Raw genomic sequence first — 16,748 nt, forward strand, 5'->3', positions numbered from 1 at the left:
CGATGCCCACCGTACCGGGAGGAAAAATCGTGGTCGGGCTCATCGCCGATCCCGGCCTGCCGCTGTCGTTGGCCCTGGGACTGAAGACATCCATTCCCGCAACCCTGGAACGCGAACTCGACTCCGGCATGCCCTGGGAAGTGGAAGTCAAGGAATTCTCCCTGCCACTGGACGACCAAGGGGAAGTGGAGCTCAATGCCCATTCGGGCCGGCTGCGCGAACTGAACGGATGGGACTACCTGGTCTACCTGACCGACCTGCCCAAGTTCGAGAACGGGGAACCCTTGGCCACCGGCCTCAACGCCGGATACGGCTCCGCGGTCGTCGTCCTGCCGGCACTGGGATTTGTCCGCAGCAACCGCCTTCGCCGCGCCGTGGTGCAGGCGCTGGCCTCCCTGCACGGGGTCAAGGATCCGTATCTTGATGCTGATGGCCGGCTGGATCCCCAGGCGGACCCGTTCTCCGTCGAACGCCGGATCGAGCCCGCCGACGCGGGCGAGGATGCCTTTCAGACCAACAAGGGGTTGCGGGGCCGACTCCTGCTGCTGGTGGGCATGGTGCGCAGCAACCAGCCGTGGCGGCTGGTGCCGCGGCTGTCGTCGGCCATGGCCGCGGCGCTGGCCACCGGCGCATTCGGCGTTTTCTACACCAGCATCTGGAGCATGGCGGACTACCTGCCGCCCCAACGCCTGGCCACCATCAGCGTGCTTTCGATATTGGTCATGGGCAGTTGGCTCGTGTTGCACAACGGGCTGTGGGAGACCCCTGTCGGGGCCCGCCACACCGAAAAACGCGTGGTGTACAACGTGGCGACGCTGGCAACCATCTTCCTGGCCATCCTGTTGATGTATCTGGCCCTTTTTGCCATCATCCTTGTCGGGGCCCTGGTCATCATCGACGCCCGTTTCCTGGCCATCGAACTGGGCCACGACGTCGGTTTCGGGGAGTATGTGAACCTGTCCTGGCTGGCGTCGTCGCTGGGCACCATTGCCGGTGCCGTCGGGTCGAGTCTCGACGATGAGCAATCCGTACGCAAGGCGACATTCAGTCGCCGGGAATATGACCGGCGGCAAATAACCCTGGACGAGGACACGGAACATGAGGCTGCCAGGGATGACTAGCCCAGGGGACCGCCGGGGCGGCACGGTTCCGGCAGCGGGACGGCGAACCGCCCGCAACGTTCCCGCCCGGAGCCTGACTGGACTTGGAGCAAGCGAAGCGCACACACAAGCGAAACACACAAGTGAAACACAAGGGAGAACAACCATGAAACTGCTAGCCAAGGTACTCGGAACGGCGGTCTCGATCGCGGCCGGACTTCTCGGAGCCAAACTCATCGGCAGCATCTGGAAGGGTGCCACCGGAGAAAATCCGCCCACGCCGGCCAATCCGGAGGTCCAGCAACGGGCAACCCTGGGCAAGGCCCTGGCGTTCGCGGCAATCTCGGGCGCCAGCGCTGCCATCATCCAGGCCATGACCAAGCGCTGGACCGGGAAGCTGTCCCACAAAGGGTAGCGCGCCGCCTGCAACCACCGGCAGGCGACGCTGCACCGGAACCACACCAGAGAAAGGAAACACACCATGGGACACCAAGGAAACCAAGGCCGCGGCGGACCGGGACAGGAACCGCCGCCGCCGAAGAACAACAAGGCGGCCGAAAAATCCGCCCGTCCGGACACCGACGATGTGCCGTCGACGGAGGAAGAAATCAAGCCGGGCCTGAACCAGGACACCTCCCCGGGTGCTCCCTTCTCGTCCGAGCCGCGGGACGAGGCAGCCGGGTCGGCAGGGCGCCAGTAGGCACCGCCCGCCGTTGCGCCAAGGCCGCCCCGGTGCTCGATGCGGATTCGTTGCCAAGGGCCCGTGGTGTGTCGTAGCGTAAAAAACACGACCCGAATCGTCCATGCCAAGGCAACTGGAGGAACGCACATGCAAGACCCCAGCATCCCGGATTCCGACGACCAGCTGTCGCTGGACAATCCGGTCAAGCGCCACCCGAAGATATCCCCGCCGAAACAGGACCAGCCCGAGCCGGGCCTCGACGCGAAGCTCGAGCCCCGGGCAGACCACGGCGAGGAGTCCTACGTCGGCACCGGAAGGCTCAAGGGCCGCAAGGCACTGGTCACCGGCGGGGACTCGGGCATCGGCGCCGCCGTGGCCATTGCCTTCGCCCGGGAAGGCGCGGACGTGGCCATCGCCTACCTGCCCGCGGAGGAAGAAGACGCACGCAAGGTCATCTCGGTGATCGAGGCCGAAGGCCGGGTGGGCATCGGCCTGCCCGGAGACCTGCTGGGCGCGGGGTACCGCAATTCGCTGGTCGACCAGGCAGCGGAGAAACTGGGCGGACTGGATATCCTGGTGAACAATGCCGGGAAGCAGATTGCCGTCGACAAGCTCGAGGACCTGGACGACGAACAGGTCATGCAGACGTTCCAGGTCAATATCCTGGCGATGTTTTCCTTGACCCGTGCGGCCCTGAGGCATTTTCCGGACGGGGCCAGCGTCATCAACACGACCTCGGTCCAGGCCTACGATCCCTCACCCACTCTCCTGGACTACGCCTCGACCAAGGCGGCGATCAATGCCTTCACCAAGGGGCTGGCCGTGCAGCTGGCACCGCGTGGCATCCGCGTCAACGCCGTGGCTCCGGGACCGATCTGGACCCCGCTGCAGGTGTCGGACGGCCAGCCAAAGGACAAGCTGCCCAAGTTCGGGCACAACGTGCCGCTGGGACGTGCCGGACAGCCGGTCGAGCTGGCCCCTGCCTATGTCTTTTTGGCTTCGGCCGAATCCAGCTACGTCGTGGGGGAAACCCTGAATGTCAACGGCGGCAAGTCGACTCCCTGAGGAGCCTTCACACCCAGCGGCCCGGCGCCACCCGGGAGCCAAGAAAAGATCGGAGAGGACCCGATGGGCGAGAAATCCATCCCCGAGAAGAACCAGAAAATGGGCAAAGGGGGAAACGAGGAGGAAGACCAGGCCAAGGGCCCCGACGCATCCTCCACCTCCAACCCAGACCCCGTGGAGCAGAAAATCACCGGCCTGGAACCGGGCGGAGGCGTTCCTCCCGGGGAAACGCCCCCGGGCGAAGGATCCATGAGCCATGACCAGGGGCACGACGAGTAACCTGGACCTGGCTCCGAGCCGGAGTTCCACATTGCTGGCGCCGCGTGGAGCCGCGCCATGGCCGGCGGCCTTTGCCCGTCCGGCACGCTGTATGGCTTGCGGACCCGCCGGGCTTCTCCCGGTGTCCGTCGGACCACGGTTCCGCGTACGGCCGGAAGGCGAAAAGCGGTCCGGTGCCGGGGCGGTATGCCTCTGCCACGGGGTCCAGGGGACTTTGATACCTGGCCCCCGGCGTCCACCTGCGCCGGGTGCACTCCCGGTGTCCGCGGGGGGAGAAGCGCCGCAGGTCCCTCCCGGTGCCACGTCTCCTCCACGTCAATGGACGGCAGCGGCCGGCGGGGTGGACCGGCGCGGCCGGTGTGGTGCACCTGCCGTTGTGCCGTCGCTGGCCTTTTCGACCACGCTGTCCGACTGGTTGTTGGCCCCAGCGGGCTTCTCCGGGGGGACAGGGCTGTTGGGCATCCCGTCCCACGATTGTGAGGTTCCGCGTGGATCGCGGGGATTTGCAGCGTGCCGGGGCCCGGCACGCTGGTATGGACATGTGGTCATCCGGGTTCGGGCTCTTCGGGGGAACCGTCCGATGGCGCGTGATCCTTGGCGAAGAAAGAGATCTTGCCATTGGGTTCGAGCACCGCAAGGTCGATGTCCGAGAGATTCCGGAATCCCTGTCCACGCGCAGCGGACATCAGATCGTTCGAGCCCATCCGTTCGGCACGCAACGCCTTGGTGTCCGGGCGGCCTTCGTGCAAGATGACCACGGGAGCCCCGTGGACCAGTCGACTGAGGTTGGGCCAGCGTGCATTTGCCCAACCCAACAGCACCGTCAGCAACGCCATGGTGCCAACGGCCATCAGCCCCCCTGCCACGGAATGGTCTTCTTGGGTGATGCCCTGCTGGACGAGGTCGCCCATGGTGATGAACAGCAATAGTTCGAACGAACTCAGTTCACCCAGCGTTGATCGTCCCACGGCCCGGGTAATGAGCCAGAGCACCAGGAATGTCACTGCAGCGCGAAGTACGATTTCCATTAGAACACCTTCCAAAGCCTCAGTTTCGTGGATGCCACCAGATCGCCGTCGATGTAGACCTGGACATTCCCGTGGGCCCGCAGGTCGCTGTCTTCACTGACCGTGCCGTCGATGTCCAGGCGGAAAGTCTTTTCATCGGATGCGTCGTAATCGAGCACGAGCAGGTGTCCGTCGCTGCTTTCCCCGTCCGGAGCGGGGGAAATGCCATACGTCGTGAAGGCATCCAGGTAGTCCTGCTCCACTTTGACGGTGATCGGGCCGGAGATCTTCTGCGCCGCGTGCAACGTGACGGTGATCTTCCCGTCCATGCCCGCCCTGCTGGTCCGCGGGGCGGAGACAGTGAGCTCGTAGCCCGGGGAACCGCCCGTGGAGGTGGTGTCCATGCCGAAGACATTGGCGAGGGATGCCAAGACGAACAGCGCCACGAGTGTCAGGATGATGCGACGGCCGATGCGCCCGCCCTTGTCATAGCCGGAATCAACCACATCGAAGAACGTCGAGCCGTCGGATGGATCCGCTGTTTCCGGGGGATCGAAGTCCTTGTCCATGACTCATCCTAACCATGCCTCCACGCCCGAGCGGATCCTTCGGCGGGTGGCTGTTGCCGTCGGCCTGCTCGGAAGTTCATCCGACTGCGGCTTTTCCCGCCGCATGTGCCACGAAGACCTGCGTCCGGAATCGCGAATCCAGGTGGCACCGTGCCGCCCCGATGTCGCGGGGTCTTGGAACAGTGCCGCTCATGGAATCGGGCGGAATTTAATAGCGCAGGGATGGGCAAGCCGGCGTAGGGCAGACGGGACTGTCGATGATCTCTTGACATGTGTAAGTTGAGGCAGACGATTCCGGCTGGTTTTACATAGGGGCAACCACCTATTCGGTGGCCCAATCAACGGGGGTCGGTTTCGGTGTGGTGATCGCCAATTTGTGCATGGTCCTCGAATTGAACCTATCAGCTGACGGCCACTGAAATTGACCAGTGGCGGCATCTTGCGCAATGTCGGACACAGTGGAAAATGGCCTGTGGCGACAGGGCGTTGAGCGGCCGTTCGGGCGCTGTGCTGATGGTCTTCGGCTTCCTGGGCCATCGTGGGGTCCCGAGCTGTCCCAGCCTCCTCGCCAAGTTGCCCTTGGCGCACAAGCGGTCCGTCCCGGCCCATGAATGGGCAGGGCCGGACTGCGTGTGGTTGGGATCCTGGTTTGTTTTCTAGACGGCCGCGGCCTCGAGACGGTGGTCATCCTCGTTGGTGCGCAGGTTGCCGGAGTTGACCATCAGGCCCATCATGTCGAAAACCACGGTCGCCGCAGCCAGCGAGGTGATGTCCGCGTGGTCGTAGGCCGGGGCGACCTCCACCACGTCGGCGCCGACGATGTTGATGCCGTTGAGCCCGCGGAGCAGGCGCAGCAGTTCGCGGGAGTGCAGGCCGCCCATTTCGGGGGTGCCGGTACCCGGGGCGAAGGCCGGGTCCAAGACGTCGATGTCGACCGAGAGGTATACCGGGGTATCGCCCAGGCGCTCGCGCACCTTGGCGATGGCCGCCGGCACTCCAATGTCGTCGATGTCGGTGCTGCGGATGATCTGGAAGCCGAATTCGTGGTCCCGCAGGAAGTCGTCCTGGTCGTAGACCGGGCCGCGGATGCCCACGTGCATCGATTTGTCCTCGATCAGCAGGCCCTCCTCGAAGGCCCGGCGGAACATGGTCCCGTGGGTGATCGGCTCGTCGAAGTAGGTGTCCCAGGTGTCCAGGTGGGCGTCGAAGTGCAGCAGGGCCACCGGTCCGTGGACCTTGTTGACGGCCCGCAGCATCGGCAGGGCTATGGTGTGGTCCCCGCCGACAGCGATGACCCGCTTGTCCTTGGCCATGAGGGGCAGGGCCTGCTCCTCGATCTGTTCCACGGCCTTGGCGATGTCGTACGGCGTGCAGGCCACGTCGCCGGCGTCGACGACCTGGACGGCCTCGACCGGGGTGACATCGAGCTCCACATGGTAGCCCGGGCGCAGCAGGCGGGAGGCCTCGCGGACCGCGGCGGGGCCGAAGCGGGCGCCGGGGCGGAAGGACGTGCCGCCATCGAAGGGAACGCCAAGCACCGCGATGTCGTAGTCCGGGACGGCATCGATCTGCGGGAGTCTGGCGAAGGTGCCCAATCCGGCGAACCGGGGGACCTTGGTGGCTTCGACGGGGCCAATGGGCTGGTGCTTGCTCATACGAGGGTTCCTTCTGCTTTCGTTTCTTTGGTCGTTGCGTTGGTCTTGGTTTTGTTCGTGGTGCTGCCGCCGGAGATGTCCGCCAGCGAGCGGTTGGCGGTCTCCGGGGCCAGGATGAATGTGGCCACGAGTCCGACCAGGGAGATCCCGGCGCCGATCAGCAGGGCGCCAGAGGCGCCGAAGCTGATGATGGCCACCGGCATGAGGTAGGTGCTTGCGGCGGAGCCCACGCGGCTGATCGCGGTGCCGAAGCCGACCGCGGTGGCCCGGATCTCGGTGGGGAACAGTTCGTTGGGGTACACGACCTCCAGGAAGCTGGAGGCCCCGGAGGCCAGGGCGAAGATCGCCAGGGCGGTGAACAGCGTCTTGGGGCCAACCCCGGGGACAAAGGCCGGGGCCGCCAGCGCCACCACGATGATGCCGAAGGTCCACAACAGCAGCTTGCGCCGACCGATGCGCTCGACCAGCCACAGGCCCGGGATGCCGCCGACGACAAAGAGCAGGGAGATCAGCAGGGACCCGCCGTAGAGGTTCGCATCCCCGTCCAGGCCAAAGGAGGCAAGCAGCTCCGGGGCGAAGGTGTAGACCGCGAAGAGCGGGATTACCTGGGCAGTCCAGAAGATGGAGACGAAAAGCGTGCGGCGCCAAAACTTCTTGTTGAAGATGTCGGTGAAGGTTGCCGCGCGCTTGCCGGTGTCTTCGTCCTCACCGAGGGAATCGACGTCGTAGTCGTTGCCGTAGACCTTTTTGATCACGGTGCGGGCCTCGTCGACCCGGCCGCGGGAGAGCAGCCACCGCGGGGACTCCGGGGTGCCCAGGCGGAAGAGCAGGGTGATCACGGCAAAGATCGCGGGGCTGGCAAGCATCCAGCGCCAGGCGTCCGGTCCGAAGCCGCGCATCGCGTAACCGACGGCGAAGGCCGCCGCGGCACCCACGGCCCACACCACGAAGGTGGCCCCGAGCAGGCGGCCGCGGTGCTTGCGGGGGAGGAACTCGGCCAGCAGCGAGGTGGCAATCGGGTAGTCGGCGCCGATGGCCACGCCGAGCAGGAAGCGCCAGATCACCAACTGCCAGATGTCCGTGGAGAAGGCGCTGAGGATGGAGAAGGCGGCCAGGGCGAGCAGGTCCAGGATGTACATGGTGTGGCGGCCGACCTTGTCGGTCACCCAACCGAAGACCCCGCCGCCAAAGAAGATCCCGACCAGGCTGGCTGCGCCGACCATGCCGATTTCCTTGGGGCCGAGGTCCAGGGCCGGGGTCATGGTGATCAGCGCGATCCCGATAATGGACAGCGCGTAGCCGTCGATAAAGGGGCCGCCGGAGGAAAACACGGTCAGCTTCTTGTGGAACCGCGTCAGTGGCGCATCGTCAATGAGGCGAACGGAGGTGCTCATTGCGGGCTCTTTTCTCTCTAGGTGCCCGGGTAATCCGGGCTGGCTTGTGGTGTGTTTCAATCATTCGTGATCGGCGTCACGGCGACAATCGACAAGTGTCAACTTTCGCAGACACGCACTAGACATTTGTATGAGAGTTCACGTTTGATGGACGGGTGCCCGGCGGCAATGCGTTGGACGCCGGAAAGTGGAAGGGGAATGCCCAATGGCCATGACGGTCAAGGAACTGCTGGACGAGCCGCAGCTGGGTCTGCGGCTGCTGGCCGGCGCGGACGGGCTGGGGCATCCGGTCACCTGGTCCCACACCTCGGACCTGCCCCAGCTCTGGGAATGGGTCTCGCCAGGGGTGCTGCTGATGACCAACGGGCTCTCGATCCCCGCCGAGCCCGAGGCACAGGTCCATTTGGCCCGATCACTGGTGGCGGCCGGCGCGGTCGCCTTGGCGGTCGGCGAGAAGATGCATGCCCCGGAGTTCTCCGATCAATTCCTCGCGGCCTGCGATGCACTTCCGCTTCCCTTGGTCTCGGTTCCCTACCCGTTGCCCTTCATGGCCATTTCGCGGTCCATTGCCGAAGCGAGCCTGCTCGAGGAATCACGGCGGATCAAGCAAACCGCCCGCATCTACGACCTGCTGCGCAAGGCGACGACGCCGGGGGAGACCTGGAGCCAGCTGCTGGCGGGGATCGGCAAGGAAATCGGCGCGCGGCTCTACGTGGTGGATGACCGCTGCCAACATCCCTGGCAACCCGGCGACGCAGCCCTGCCCGAGGACGTGTTGGTGCGGGTGCGGAAGGTCACCTCCGAATCCACTGCGGAGACCCGGCACTTTCTGTGGACCGTTGATGGCGGGGAATCCATGTTGATCATGGAAATTCCGACCCATCCGCATGCACTGCTGGTCATCTTGCCCGAAGACCGAAGGCAGCCGGACGGGGTGGTCTTGTTGCACTCGGCCACCGTACTGGGGCTGGGTCTTTCGCGTTCGGCCCTGGCAATGGAAAGCCGCTACCGCTCCGGCGGCGAATTCCTGCTGCAGTCCTTTGAGGGACGCATCGGGGCCGCCGAGGCCGCCCGCCGCCTCGAGGATTTCGGGTTTACGGCCGGCGACCTGCGTCTGCTTTCGATCCCGGCCCAGGCGGAGGTCGGTTTGCCCCAGGTCCACAGCGCGCTGTGGCGCCACGGCATCAACAGCGTCTGCGTGGTGGGCGAGGATAAATTGCATCTGATGGTCTCCGAATATTGCCCGGAGGACCAGCTACTGCATGTCTTTGATCCCTCGCTGCCCATCGGAATGAGTACGCCCGTGGGCATCGAGGCGATCGCGCGCGGGTTGCGCGAATCCCTGTGGGCGCTGGGTCAGGCGACCGCCCGGGGCGTGCGGTGGGTTGGATACTCGGAGGATGCTCCGTGGTTCGGGCTGGGCGGCCATCGCGATGGCGCGGAGCTCGTGCAGCGGCTGCTGGGTCCGGTGATTGAGCATGACCGGCTCAATGGAACGGATTTCATGGCCACGCTGCGCAGTTACCTGGACAACCAGCGTTCGGCCCAGAAGGTCGCCGCGCTGCTTTTTGTCCACCGGCAAACCATCATCTACCGCATCCGCAAGATCAGCGAACTCACCGGCCTTGATATGGCCGAAACCTCGGCGGTCGCCCAGCTGTGGCTGGCGTTCCAGGTGCACGAGGCCATGGGCTCGGGGGAGCGTGTACCGCGCGGGTGAAACTCCGCCGTGTTTCTCTCGCCCAATATCGGTGGCTACCGGGAGCCGTGGGTTTATCCGAAGTTGTCAACGTGTGTGGCACGGGCTGCGGTGTCGATGCGGACCTTGCGCAGCGGGTCGATCGGGTTCGAGGCGAGCACGCCGGCGGTGATCACGATGACCATCACGTTCAGGTGCAATGCCGCATCCGCCCAGCCGTGCCTGCCTACCGATGGTTCTCGGCTGCCGGCGGCGTGATGCCGAATCGGAGGATTGCCAAATGGGCTGCGGATGATCGTGGTTCGGCATGATGAAGGCTCAGCCCGGTATGGCCGGGCCCTGACCCGGGGTGCCGAGTGCCAGCGCCGCGGCGTCGCCCGGGAGCTTGCGCAGCGAATCCACCACGTCCCAGAGGACAACTCCGGCGGTCACCACGATGATGGTGGCGTTGAGCTGGAGGTCTGCGTTGGCCCATCCCGCATCAACGAGTCGCTGCACGAACGCGGGTTCCAGCAGGGACCCGGCCGCGGCCAGCCAGATCACCGGAACGGCAAAGAGCAGGTTCAGTGCCGCGTTTACGAAAACGAACTTCAAGGACCAGCCACCGGCACGGTAGCGCAGGATTTCCAGCACGGCCATCGCCAGCATCGCGGCCAGCAGCACCGGAATCCAGGATTGCCACAATCCCGGGTCCAGGGTCGGAATCGGAGAGCCGTCCGAGGAAGTGAAGGGCGAGCGGAAATGCTGCCACGGCAGGTATGCGGCAACGCCCAGGGCAAGCAGCACCGAGACCACGGTGTCGCCCAAACGTGCCCGGCCGGTCGGGGAATCCGGCAGCATCGAGGGGTCCCACTTGGGGTGCATGACCTTGGACCCGGGGCTGCGCTCGATGATCGCGAAAACGACGGTGACCCAGAAGGCCAGCTGCATCGCCAGCTGCAGCAGTGTCGTCACCGCCGCTGCGGCGACCTGCCCTGCGTCGGCGCCGGTGAGCAGCTTGGCCACGATCACTGCGATCGTGGCGATCGGCAGCACCGTGGCGGCCAGGACCTTGAGCAGGCGGACGTAGGTGGGGAAGTGGTCTGGGCCGATCAGGTGCAGCGGCCTGTTGGAGTAGTCCGCGGCCAGGCGCATCGGGTCCCCGAGCTCGAGCAGCGCCGAACGTTCTGCTTCCTCCGGGGTGGCGCCGGCGTCGAGCTTCGCTTCGCTCAGGTCAGCGATGGCGGCGGCGACTTCGGCCTCGACATCGCTTCGCTGGGAATCGGGGACGGCGCGGGAGACCGCGGTGATGTAGCGGCTGGTGAGGGTGCTCATGGCAACTCCTTGAGGGCTTTCCTTGGGTCGGTGGTGCGCAGGTTGTTGAGGGATCCGGCCAACGCGTTCCATTCGGATTCGAGCCGCTTGAGCAGTGCCCGTCCGCTGTCGCTGGTCTTGTACATCTTGCGGGGACGGGATTCGGTGGTGTCCCACTCGGCTTCGAGCAGCCCCTGCCTTTCCAGACGGCGGAGCAGGGGGTAGAGGGTGTTGGCATCCACGCTCAGGCCGGAATGTTCCAGCACCGCCAGCAGTCCGTAGCCGTAGCCGGGGGTTTCAAGCGTTGCCAGCGCGGCCATTACAACCGTGCCGCGGCGCAGCTCCTGCTGGTGTCCGGCCAGCACGTCCTCGTCAATCATGCTTCACACGATACTGTGTCAGACACACTATTGTCAATGGAAAGGAAGGGTGTCCTTTTGTCCCTGCCTTCTGGGGTGCCCCGGGTTCTTGCCTGCTTGAAGGCGGAAGGTTTGGTGGCACGCGAGTGGTGCCGCCGCGGCGCGGTCAGCGATGCTGTTTTTGGTTTCGCGTGTGTGGTCGCGCCTTCAGTCCCAGCAGGAGCATGGCTATCACGGAGCCGATTGCCGCTGCGCCCCCATGCAGGTCCCCGCCCACCAGCAACACGGCTGCAGCGGCCAACCCGACCACCGAGGCCATCCTTGCCGTGAGGTGCGTGCCGATCCAGGCGCGCACCAGAAGGGAAGCGGCAAGCCCGAAGACCGCCACCGAGTTCCCCGCCCCGACCGGTTGGACCAGGAATCCCCACAGCTGGGCACCGATTCCCGCGCCCAGGGCAATGACCAGCCAGCGGCGGGTTCCCCATGCGTGCTCTGCCATCGAGCCGATCCACGCAAGGGCGGCAAGATTGGTGATCGCCGCGGGCCATCCGCCGTCCTGCACGACCAATGCCGTGACGATGCGCCAGGGTTGCGCCGCCGCGGCGCCGGCCCCCTGCCGTTCCAGTGCTTCCAGCAGGCCCGGTGCCAGAGTCAGCTGCAGCAGCGACGGAATCCCGATGACGAGCAGCGCCGCGACCGTGGCCACCGGCCTGAAACGGGACGCCTGGGTCCGCGGTGGGCCGAACTGCCACGCGGCAGAGGCGGCGCCCAGCACCGCCACATAGCAGCCGATCGCCAGCGCCGTGCTCATGGTTCGATGATGCCCGCATCGTGGGCGTAGGGATTGACCGTGTGTTGGTGGAACGGGGCGAACCAGTGGGCGACATCCAGGTTCACGATCCGCAGGTGGCCCAGGCTGGAATCGCCGGCGATCCCGTCAAGCCCCGGTTCGTAGAGGAACTCGTGGTCGAGGTCCTCGAACATCAAGTCCTCCAGCATGGGCCGCCAGCCATCGGGCAGCTCGAGCTCGGGATACATGTCCTGAAGTATCTCCACGCCGTTGAACAGCAGGCGCAGCGCGAGTTCCTGCGCCACGCAGCTGGGGGAGGAGAAGCCTGTGAGCAGGCTGGTTCCCAGGTCCATGGTGACCGCCAGGTATCGCTGGGCAAAGAGCGGGGTGTAGTGCATCCGGTAGAGCTCGGGCAACTCGGCCAGGCACGCGGCGTCCTCGATCCCGGCCATGCCGGTGCGCAGCATCGTGATGTCCTCAAGGAGCTGATCGACAAGCACCTCGTAGGACCACAGCAGTGCACCTGCGAGCATCGGGTTCGGCTTGAAGTCCTCCGCGTCGGGGTCGCCGTCCTCGAATTCCTTGGCGTAGTCCTCCAGGGCCAGGATGCGCACCTTCGAGCCCAGCGCCGCGAATCGCTCGATCGTCGAAACCCCGGGGGATGGAGCCGCTTGGTCTTGCCGTTCTCCCGTGGTGGTGGGAGGTTCTTCGAGTTCGAATGCCTCGGTCGGGTCCTCGGAGACCGAGAACCGGGATTCGGTGATCTTGATTCCCGGGACACCGGCGGCCAGGTGTTCGGGATCCAGGGCCATGGACAGCGCCGAAGTGTGCCCGTGGCGCAGTTCGCCGAGCTCGTCTTGCAGCATGTCCGGGTCATCGGCGTAGTCCGCGCGCATCAATGCCTCGGCGTGGGCCTTCAGGGCCGCCTTGTCGACGACCTTCACGACGAGTTCGATGCTGACCGTGTGCTTTTCGCTTTTCGCCATGCCACGAGCGTATCCGCGGGCGGACCGGATTGACCATGGTCGCCGGGGCGCAATCCGCTTCCCTTCTTTTTGGACGTGATTTACGAAACTAAAGGTTGTAGCTTCAAGTAAGCGGTGTCATACTTGAACCAAGACCAATCCAACGCCTGACTCCAAGGAGTAACCACCATGGGCAAGACCACCCAGGATCAACTTTCCGCCGAACTGGCCATGGGCACCGTCATGCTCAAGGTCGGGGACATGAAGAAGATGAGCGACTATTACCAGAAGGCCCTGGGCCTTGAGGTGCTCTCCGAGGGGCCGGCCGGAACCGGATTGGGTCGCCGCGGACTCGAGCTCGTCCACCTTTCCGACGGCAAGGGCCTGGACCTTCCGGGCCGCGGCGAGGCCGGGCTGTTCCACACCGCGCTGCTCTTCGATACCCAGTCGGACCTGGCCGCCACCGTGCTCTCCGCCGCCCAGTTCGACGGCTCGCTGTTCACCGGCAGCTCCGACCACCTGGTTTCCGAGGCCTTCTACTTCAACGACCCCGAGGGCAACGGCATCGAGCTTTACTGGGACCGCCCGCGCGAGACCTGGACCTGGAACGGAAGCACCGTGGCCATGGACACCATCCACCTCGACCCGAACAACTACCTCAATGCGCACCTGAACGAGGCGGCCGTTTCCGGGCTCGTCCAGGCCAATGCCGGCATCGGCCACGTGCACCTGCAGGTCGGCGACGTCGCGACCGCCGAGACGTTCTATGTCGACACCCTGGGCTTCGCCAAGACCACCAGCTTCCACGGCCAGGCATTGTTCGTCTCCGCCGGCGGCTACCACCACCACATGGCCATGAACGTGTGGAATTCCCGCGGCGCCGGCCCGCGCAAGGACACCCTGGGCTTGGGCGAGGTCGTCATCACCGTGCCCAATGCCGACGAGATCGGCGCGCTGGCCGACCGCCTCAAGGTCGCCGGGATCTCCAGCCACCACACCGGAGCCGAGCTGCGCTTCGAGGATCCGTGGCACAACCAGCTGCGCGTGGCCGTGGGCCAGTAGCAAGGGTTTCGTCGGAGGGCGGGCCGGGATTGTCGCGTTTTTGCGGTGTCCCCGGCCCGCCCTCCGTGGTCCCGGCGCATGGTCAGGTTCCGCCAGTAGGCCTCCGGCCGGCCCGCAGCCCCGGTGCCCCGTGCCCCAGGGTCGGCCGGTAGGCGCTGGGCGGGAGATTGAAGTGTGCGGTAGCACCTGGCCGGCAAACCCGTGCGGGAAGCTGCACCGGCGACACCGGCGGCCATGGTCTTGCCAGCAAACGCCCACGAAGGCACAGGGTTCGGTGGCTAGGGTCGTACGATGCATTTGCGCCTGAGTGAACTTCGCCCGCACCTGGTTTCGAGCCGGATCTTCCTGATGGGTCCCGGGGCCAAGACCATCGAGACGACCGGGGCCAGCTACGGCGAGGACAGCCTGATCAAGTTCACCCCTGACCTGAGATTGGAGCCCTACGCCACCTATTGGGCGGGAAGCGGCCGGCATCTGGTGGGCCTGGGCTCCTTCTCCTACACCCACTCGCGGCTGCCGCTGTCGACGCAGGTGGGCCGCTACAGCTCCATCGCCAAGGGCGTGAAGGTCATGGGGGCGATGCATCCGCACGAATGGGCCTCCACCAGCCCGGTCTTCTACAACCGCCGGCTCATGATGGAAACCTTCGAGCGTGACCGGGGAGAGACTCCCGCCTACCGGGAGTTCGACTATGCACCCGACCCCGTGGTGGTCGGCAATGACGTGTGGATCGGCGAAGACGTCAAGCTGGGCCATGGCGTGCACATCGGCGACGGGGCAGTGGTTGCCTCCAACTCGGTGGTCACCCGCGATGTGCCGCCCTACGCGGTGGTCGGCGGGGTGCCCGCCAAGATCATTCGGCAACGCTTCGACGAGGGCACCGTGAATGAGCTGCGGCGCAGCGCCTGGTGGGACTATTCGCCGACCGCGTTGAACCAGCTTGACGTCAGGGATCCGGGGGAGTTTGCCCGCGGTGCCATCGGCCTTATCGAGGCCGGGGCGATCGAGCCCTACCGCCCTGCGGTCCTCACTGGCCGCGATCTGGCTGCGGCTGTCGCCGGAGTCGGCAGCAACACGGCCTGAGGCAACCGGGAGCGCGTTGTCCCTGCGGCAAGCCACCTTGCCGGTGTCGAGACGGCGTCGAATAGCCCGTGCAGCAGTCGGCACCATCGCTCCGGAAGCCAACCGGTGCTACGGCGTCGTCCGGGCCGTGCCGTTCGGTGCCTCGAGGACCAGGTGCCCGACCTCGGTCCGGTTTCCCCTGCCGGTGCGCACCGCGGTGGCACCGCTGCCGTGGGCAACGACCTTGCCGCGCACCGACAGCGTGTCCACCGGTCCCTCCAGATCCACCGTGGCCACGCCGTCGCCGGTGGTGACGATGTCCCCGCCCACGCTCACGGTTCCGATGTGGCCCGAGGGCTTCACGCTCAACGCGATCGCCGACAGTGGCATCAGCACTCCCTTGACCAGGGACTCGCCGGTGCCGCCGGAGGTGGACAGATTGCCGGTGATGGTGAGTTTCGGCAGCTCGCGGCTGACCTGCACGCCCACCGATCTGTCGCCGGTGGTGGTGATGGATTCAAAACCGGCCTCGTTCAGCGATCCGTCATAGACATTGAATCCTCGGGCCCCGAGCCCGGTGGTCATGATCGGCGCCTGGATCGACAGCACATCGATGTCGCCGAAGTTCACGAATCCGATGCCGCTGGGTCCGTGCGAGGTGACAGCGGCCTTGGCAGTCAAGTTCGTGACCCGGCCCCAGTTGTCCAGGACCATGTCGTTTTGCCCGTACGTGGTGGTGGTGCCCAGGTTCAGGGCCCGTTCGGCGCGGGCGCCGCTGATGATGAACACGCCGCCCGAGATCAGGTCCGGGGTGCCCGGTGCGATCCCGCCGTCCGAGAAGACGTCTCCGGTGCTGAGCAGCTCCAGCTCGACCGTTCCGCCATCTGCCGTGCCCGCGGTGTCCCCGTGGCCACCGACAAAGACTCCGCCGCCGCGCACCGGGGAAGCGGCGGAACCCACTGAGATGTTTTCCAGCCTGGCCGACAGCGTGACGGCGGGATCGGGCTGCCGGTTCCACAGGGTGAAGGCGCCCTGCATGGCCTCGACACCGAACCCGGTGGGCCGGGCGCTCCGGCCGTGGATGTTGCCCGCCGCGCTGAGGTAGACCTGCCCGTGGGTGGTGACGTTGCGCAGGCGCAGCGTGCCGATGTCGGACACGGCGGGGTCGTTGTAGATCGCCAGCTCGTGGGTGGAGGTGCGCACGGTGAGATCCGAGATGGTGTTGTCGCTGGTCAGTTTCAGGCCCTTGGCGCCGAAGACCAGCCCGCCGCCGCGCAGGGCGACCCCCGGCGGCAGGGTGAGTGACGGCATGCCCCGCAGCGTCCCGGTGATCTCTATGTCGCTGGCGCCGGAAGCCAAGGCCTCGTTGAGTTGGGCAACGCTTGCTACCTTTGTGGAGGACATGGGGGGCCACCTTCCGATTCGGAACGGATCATTGGTTCTGCGGCATCCGGGTGGACGGCCCGTTTGCATCGTACGCCGACAACCAAGACCAGGGAATCGGCCGTGGACATGGGGATTTTCCCAACCGGGGCGAAATCGCCGGGTTGCCAACAAGGCTGTTGTCCACAGCGTGTCGTCCGCACTTGTCGCCGGTGGTGGCTCGTACCTACGGTGGATGGATGAAGAGCAATAAGCGCAGGCGGCGGAGGGCCACGAACACGCGTGCTGGAATCGGGAAGGCGCCCAAGGGCCCATCGATTGTTCCTCCTCGGTCGACTTCGCTGGTGGAAACGCAGGTTGCGCCCCTGCAACCGGGCACGCGCA

At 65.7% G+C, this 16,748-nt stretch carries 18 protein-coding genes; 8 read left to right on the forward strand and 10 right to left on the reverse strand.

Translation table 11 applies throughout. From position 1 onward, the window contains the following. Positions 1-2 precede the first annotated feature (2 nt). The 5 genes from J2T21_RS19315 (at position 3) to J2T21_RS19335 (ending at position 3,126) form a co-directional block, all read left to right on the forward strand. Positions 3-1,121, forward strand: a complete 1,119-nt coding sequence (locus J2T21_RS19315) for a hypothetical protein (protein WP_307583674.1) — start codon at positions 3-5, stop codon at positions 1,119-1,121. Positions 1,122-1,266: 145 nt separating this feature from the next. Beyond that, positions 1,267-1,515, forward strand: a complete 249-nt coding sequence (locus tag J2T21_RS19320) for a DUF4235 domain-containing protein (protein WP_307583676.1) — start codon at positions 1,267-1,269, stop codon at positions 1,513-1,515. A 66-nt stretch (positions 1,516-1,581) separates the two neighbouring features. Further along, a complete protein-coding gene (locus J2T21_RS19325; protein ID WP_307583677.1) occupies positions 1,582-1,800 on the forward strand; it encodes a hypothetical protein in 219 nt (72 codons plus the stop codon). A gap of 129 nt (positions 1,801-1,929) precedes the next feature. Further along, complete coding sequence (locus tag J2T21_RS19330; RefSeq protein ID WP_307583679.1) at positions 1,930-2,847, forward strand: SDR family oxidoreductase; 918 nt, start codon at positions 1,930-1,932, stop codon at positions 2,845-2,847. Between the two features lie 99 nt (positions 2,848-2,946). Next, positions 2,947-3,126, forward strand: coding sequence for a DUF6480 family protein (locus tag J2T21_RS19335; protein WP_373458079.1), 180 nt, complete (start codon positions 2,947-2,949; stop codon positions 3,124-3,126). Positions 3,127-3,671: 545 nt separating this feature from the next. On the opposite strand, the gene J2T21_RS19340 is transcribed toward J2T21_RS19335, so the two are convergent. The 4 genes from J2T21_RS19340 to J2T21_RS19355 form a co-directional block, all read right to left on the reverse strand. Next, positions 3,672-4,154: a DUF421 domain-containing protein gene (locus tag J2T21_RS19340; RefSeq protein WP_307583682.1), complete on the reverse strand. Its 483-nt coding sequence runs from the start codon at positions 4,152-4,154 to the stop codon at positions 3,672-3,674. Beyond that, a complete protein-coding gene (locus J2T21_RS19345) occupies positions 4,154-4,702 on the reverse strand; it encodes a hypothetical protein (protein ID WP_307583683.1) in 549 nt (182 codons plus the stop codon). The genes J2T21_RS19340 and J2T21_RS19345 overlap by 1 nt, the downstream gene beginning before the upstream one ends. Before the next feature lie 656 nt (positions 4,703-5,358). Further along, positions 5,359-6,357 (reverse strand): agmatinase, encoded by a 999-nt coding sequence (gene speB, locus J2T21_RS19350; RefSeq protein WP_307583685.1) that lies wholly within the window; start codon positions 6,355-6,357, stop codon positions 5,359-5,361. Further along, the gene (locus tag J2T21_RS19355; RefSeq protein ID WP_307583687.1) at positions 6,354-7,751 is read right to left on the reverse strand and encodes an MFS transporter; all 1,398 of its coding nucleotides are present in this window, start codon (positions 7,749-7,751) and stop codon (positions 6,354-6,356) included. The genes speB and J2T21_RS19355 overlap by 4 nt, the downstream gene beginning before the upstream one ends. Positions 7,752-7,956: 205 nt before the next feature. Between J2T21_RS19355 and J2T21_RS19360 the strand changes: the two genes are divergently transcribed. Then, positions 7,957-9,471, forward strand: coding sequence for a PucR family transcriptional regulator (locus J2T21_RS19360; RefSeq protein ID WP_307583689.1), 1,515 nt, complete (start codon positions 7,957-7,959; stop codon positions 9,469-9,471). A 53-nt stretch (positions 9,472-9,524) separates the two neighbouring features. On the opposite strand, the gene J2T21_RS19365 is transcribed toward J2T21_RS19360, so the two are convergent. The 5 genes from J2T21_RS19365 to J2T21_RS19385 form a co-directional block, all read right to left on the reverse strand. Continuing rightward, positions 9,525-9,650: a hypothetical protein gene (locus J2T21_RS19365; RefSeq protein WP_307583691.1), complete on the reverse strand. Its 126-nt coding sequence runs from the start codon at positions 9,648-9,650 to the stop codon at positions 9,525-9,527. Positions 9,651-9,768: 118 nt separating this feature from the next. Then, positions 9,769-10,764, reverse strand: coding sequence for a permease prefix domain 1-containing protein (locus J2T21_RS19370; protein ID WP_307583693.1), 996 nt, complete (start codon positions 10,762-10,764; stop codon positions 9,769-9,771). After that, entirely contained in the window at positions 10,761-11,123 is a 363-nt protein-coding gene (locus J2T21_RS19375) for a PadR family transcriptional regulator (RefSeq protein ID WP_307583695.1), read from the reverse strand. The genes J2T21_RS19370 and J2T21_RS19375 overlap by 4 nt, the downstream gene beginning before the upstream one ends. Positions 11,124-11,268: 145 nt before the next feature. Continuing rightward, positions 11,269-11,913, reverse strand: a complete 645-nt coding sequence (locus J2T21_RS19380; RefSeq protein WP_307583696.1) for a rhomboid family intramembrane serine protease — start codon at positions 11,911-11,913, stop codon at positions 11,269-11,271. Continuing rightward, positions 11,910-12,878, reverse strand: coding sequence for a hypothetical protein (locus J2T21_RS19385; protein WP_307583697.1), 969 nt, complete (start codon positions 12,876-12,878; stop codon positions 11,910-11,912). The genes J2T21_RS19380 and J2T21_RS19385 overlap by 4 nt, the downstream gene beginning before the upstream one ends. A 168-nt stretch (positions 12,879-13,046) precedes the next feature. Between J2T21_RS19385 and J2T21_RS19390 the strand changes: the two genes are divergently transcribed. Next, on the forward strand, positions 13,047-13,919 hold the full coding sequence (locus J2T21_RS19390; protein ID WP_307583699.1) for a VOC family protein: 873 nt from the start codon (positions 13,047-13,049) through the stop codon (positions 13,917-13,919). Positions 13,920-14,210: 291 nt separating this feature from the next. After that, positions 14,211-15,002: a CatB-related O-acetyltransferase gene (locus J2T21_RS19395; RefSeq protein WP_307583701.1), complete on the forward strand. Its 792-nt coding sequence runs from the start codon at positions 14,211-14,213 to the stop codon at positions 15,000-15,002. A gap of 108 nt (positions 15,003-15,110) precedes the next feature. On the opposite strand, the gene J2T21_RS19400 is transcribed toward J2T21_RS19395, so the two are convergent. Continuing rightward, entirely contained in the window at positions 15,111-16,385 is a 1,275-nt protein-coding gene (locus J2T21_RS19400) for a hypothetical protein (protein WP_307583703.1), read from the reverse strand. Positions 16,386-16,748: the final 363 nt, after the last annotated feature.

Source organism: Paeniglutamicibacter psychrophenolicus (assembly GCF_030812255.1).
Taxonomy (GTDB): Bacteria; Actinomycetota; Actinomycetes; order Actinomycetales; family Micrococcaceae; genus Paeniglutamicibacter; species Paeniglutamicibacter psychrophenolicus_A.

Coding starts and splice junctions, on each gene's coding strand:
- J2T21_RS19315 (WP_307583674.1), top strand. CDS start 3: ATGCCCACCGTACCGGGAGGAAAAATCGTGGTCGGGCTCATCGCCGAT.
- J2T21_RS19320 (WP_307583676.1), top strand. CDS start 1,267: ATGAAACTGCTAGCCAAGGTACTCGGAACGGCGGTCTCGATCGCGGCC.
- J2T21_RS19325 (WP_307583677.1), top strand. CDS start 1,582: ATGGGACACCAAGGAAACCAAGGCCGCGGCGGACCGGGACAGGAACCG.
- J2T21_RS19330 (WP_307583679.1), top strand. CDS start 1,930: ATGCAAGACCCCAGCATCCCGGATTCCGACGACCAGCTGTCGCTGGAC.
- J2T21_RS19335 (WP_373458079.1), top strand. CDS start 2,947: ATGGGCAAAGGGGGAAACGAGGAGGAAGACCAGGCCAAGGGCCCCGAC.
- J2T21_RS19340 (WP_307583682.1), bottom strand. CDS start 4,154: ATGGAAATCGTACTTCGCGCTGCAGTGACATTCCTGGTGCTCTGGCTC.
- J2T21_RS19345 (WP_307583683.1), bottom strand. CDS start 4,702: ATGGACAAGGACTTCGATCCCCCGGAAACAGCGGATCCATCCGACGGC.
- speB (WP_307583685.1), bottom strand. CDS start 6,357: ATGAGCAAGCACCAGCCCATTGGCCCCGTCGAAGCCACCAAGGTCCCC.
- J2T21_RS19355 (WP_307583687.1), bottom strand. CDS start 7,751: ATGAGCACCTCCGTTCGCCTCATTGACGATGCGCCACTGACGCGGTTC.
- J2T21_RS19360 (WP_307583689.1), top strand. CDS start 7,957: ATGGCCATGACGGTCAAGGAACTGCTGGACGAGCCGCAGCTGGGTCTG.
- J2T21_RS19370 (WP_307583693.1), bottom strand. CDS start 10,764: ATGAGCACCCTCACCAGCCGCTACATCACCGCGGTCTCCCGCGCCGTC.
- J2T21_RS19375 (WP_307583695.1), bottom strand. CDS start 11,123: ATGATTGACGAGGACGTGCTGGCCGGACACCAGCAGGAGCTGCGCCGC.
- J2T21_RS19380 (WP_307583696.1), bottom strand. CDS start 11,913: ATGAGCACGGCGCTGGCGATCGGCTGCTATGTGGCGGTGCTGGGCGCC.
- J2T21_RS19385 (WP_307583697.1), bottom strand. CDS start 12,878: ATGGCGAAAAGCGAAAAGCACACGGTCAGCATCGAACTCGTCGTGAAG.
- J2T21_RS19390 (WP_307583699.1), top strand. CDS start 13,047: ATGGGCAAGACCACCCAGGATCAACTTTCCGCCGAACTGGCCATGGGC.
- J2T21_RS19395 (WP_307583701.1), top strand. CDS start 14,211: ATGCATTTGCGCCTGAGTGAACTTCGCCCGCACCTGGTTTCGAGCCGG.
- J2T21_RS19400 (WP_307583703.1), bottom strand. CDS start 16,385: ATGTCCTCCACAAAGGTAGCAAGCGTTGCCCAACTCAACGAGGCCTTG.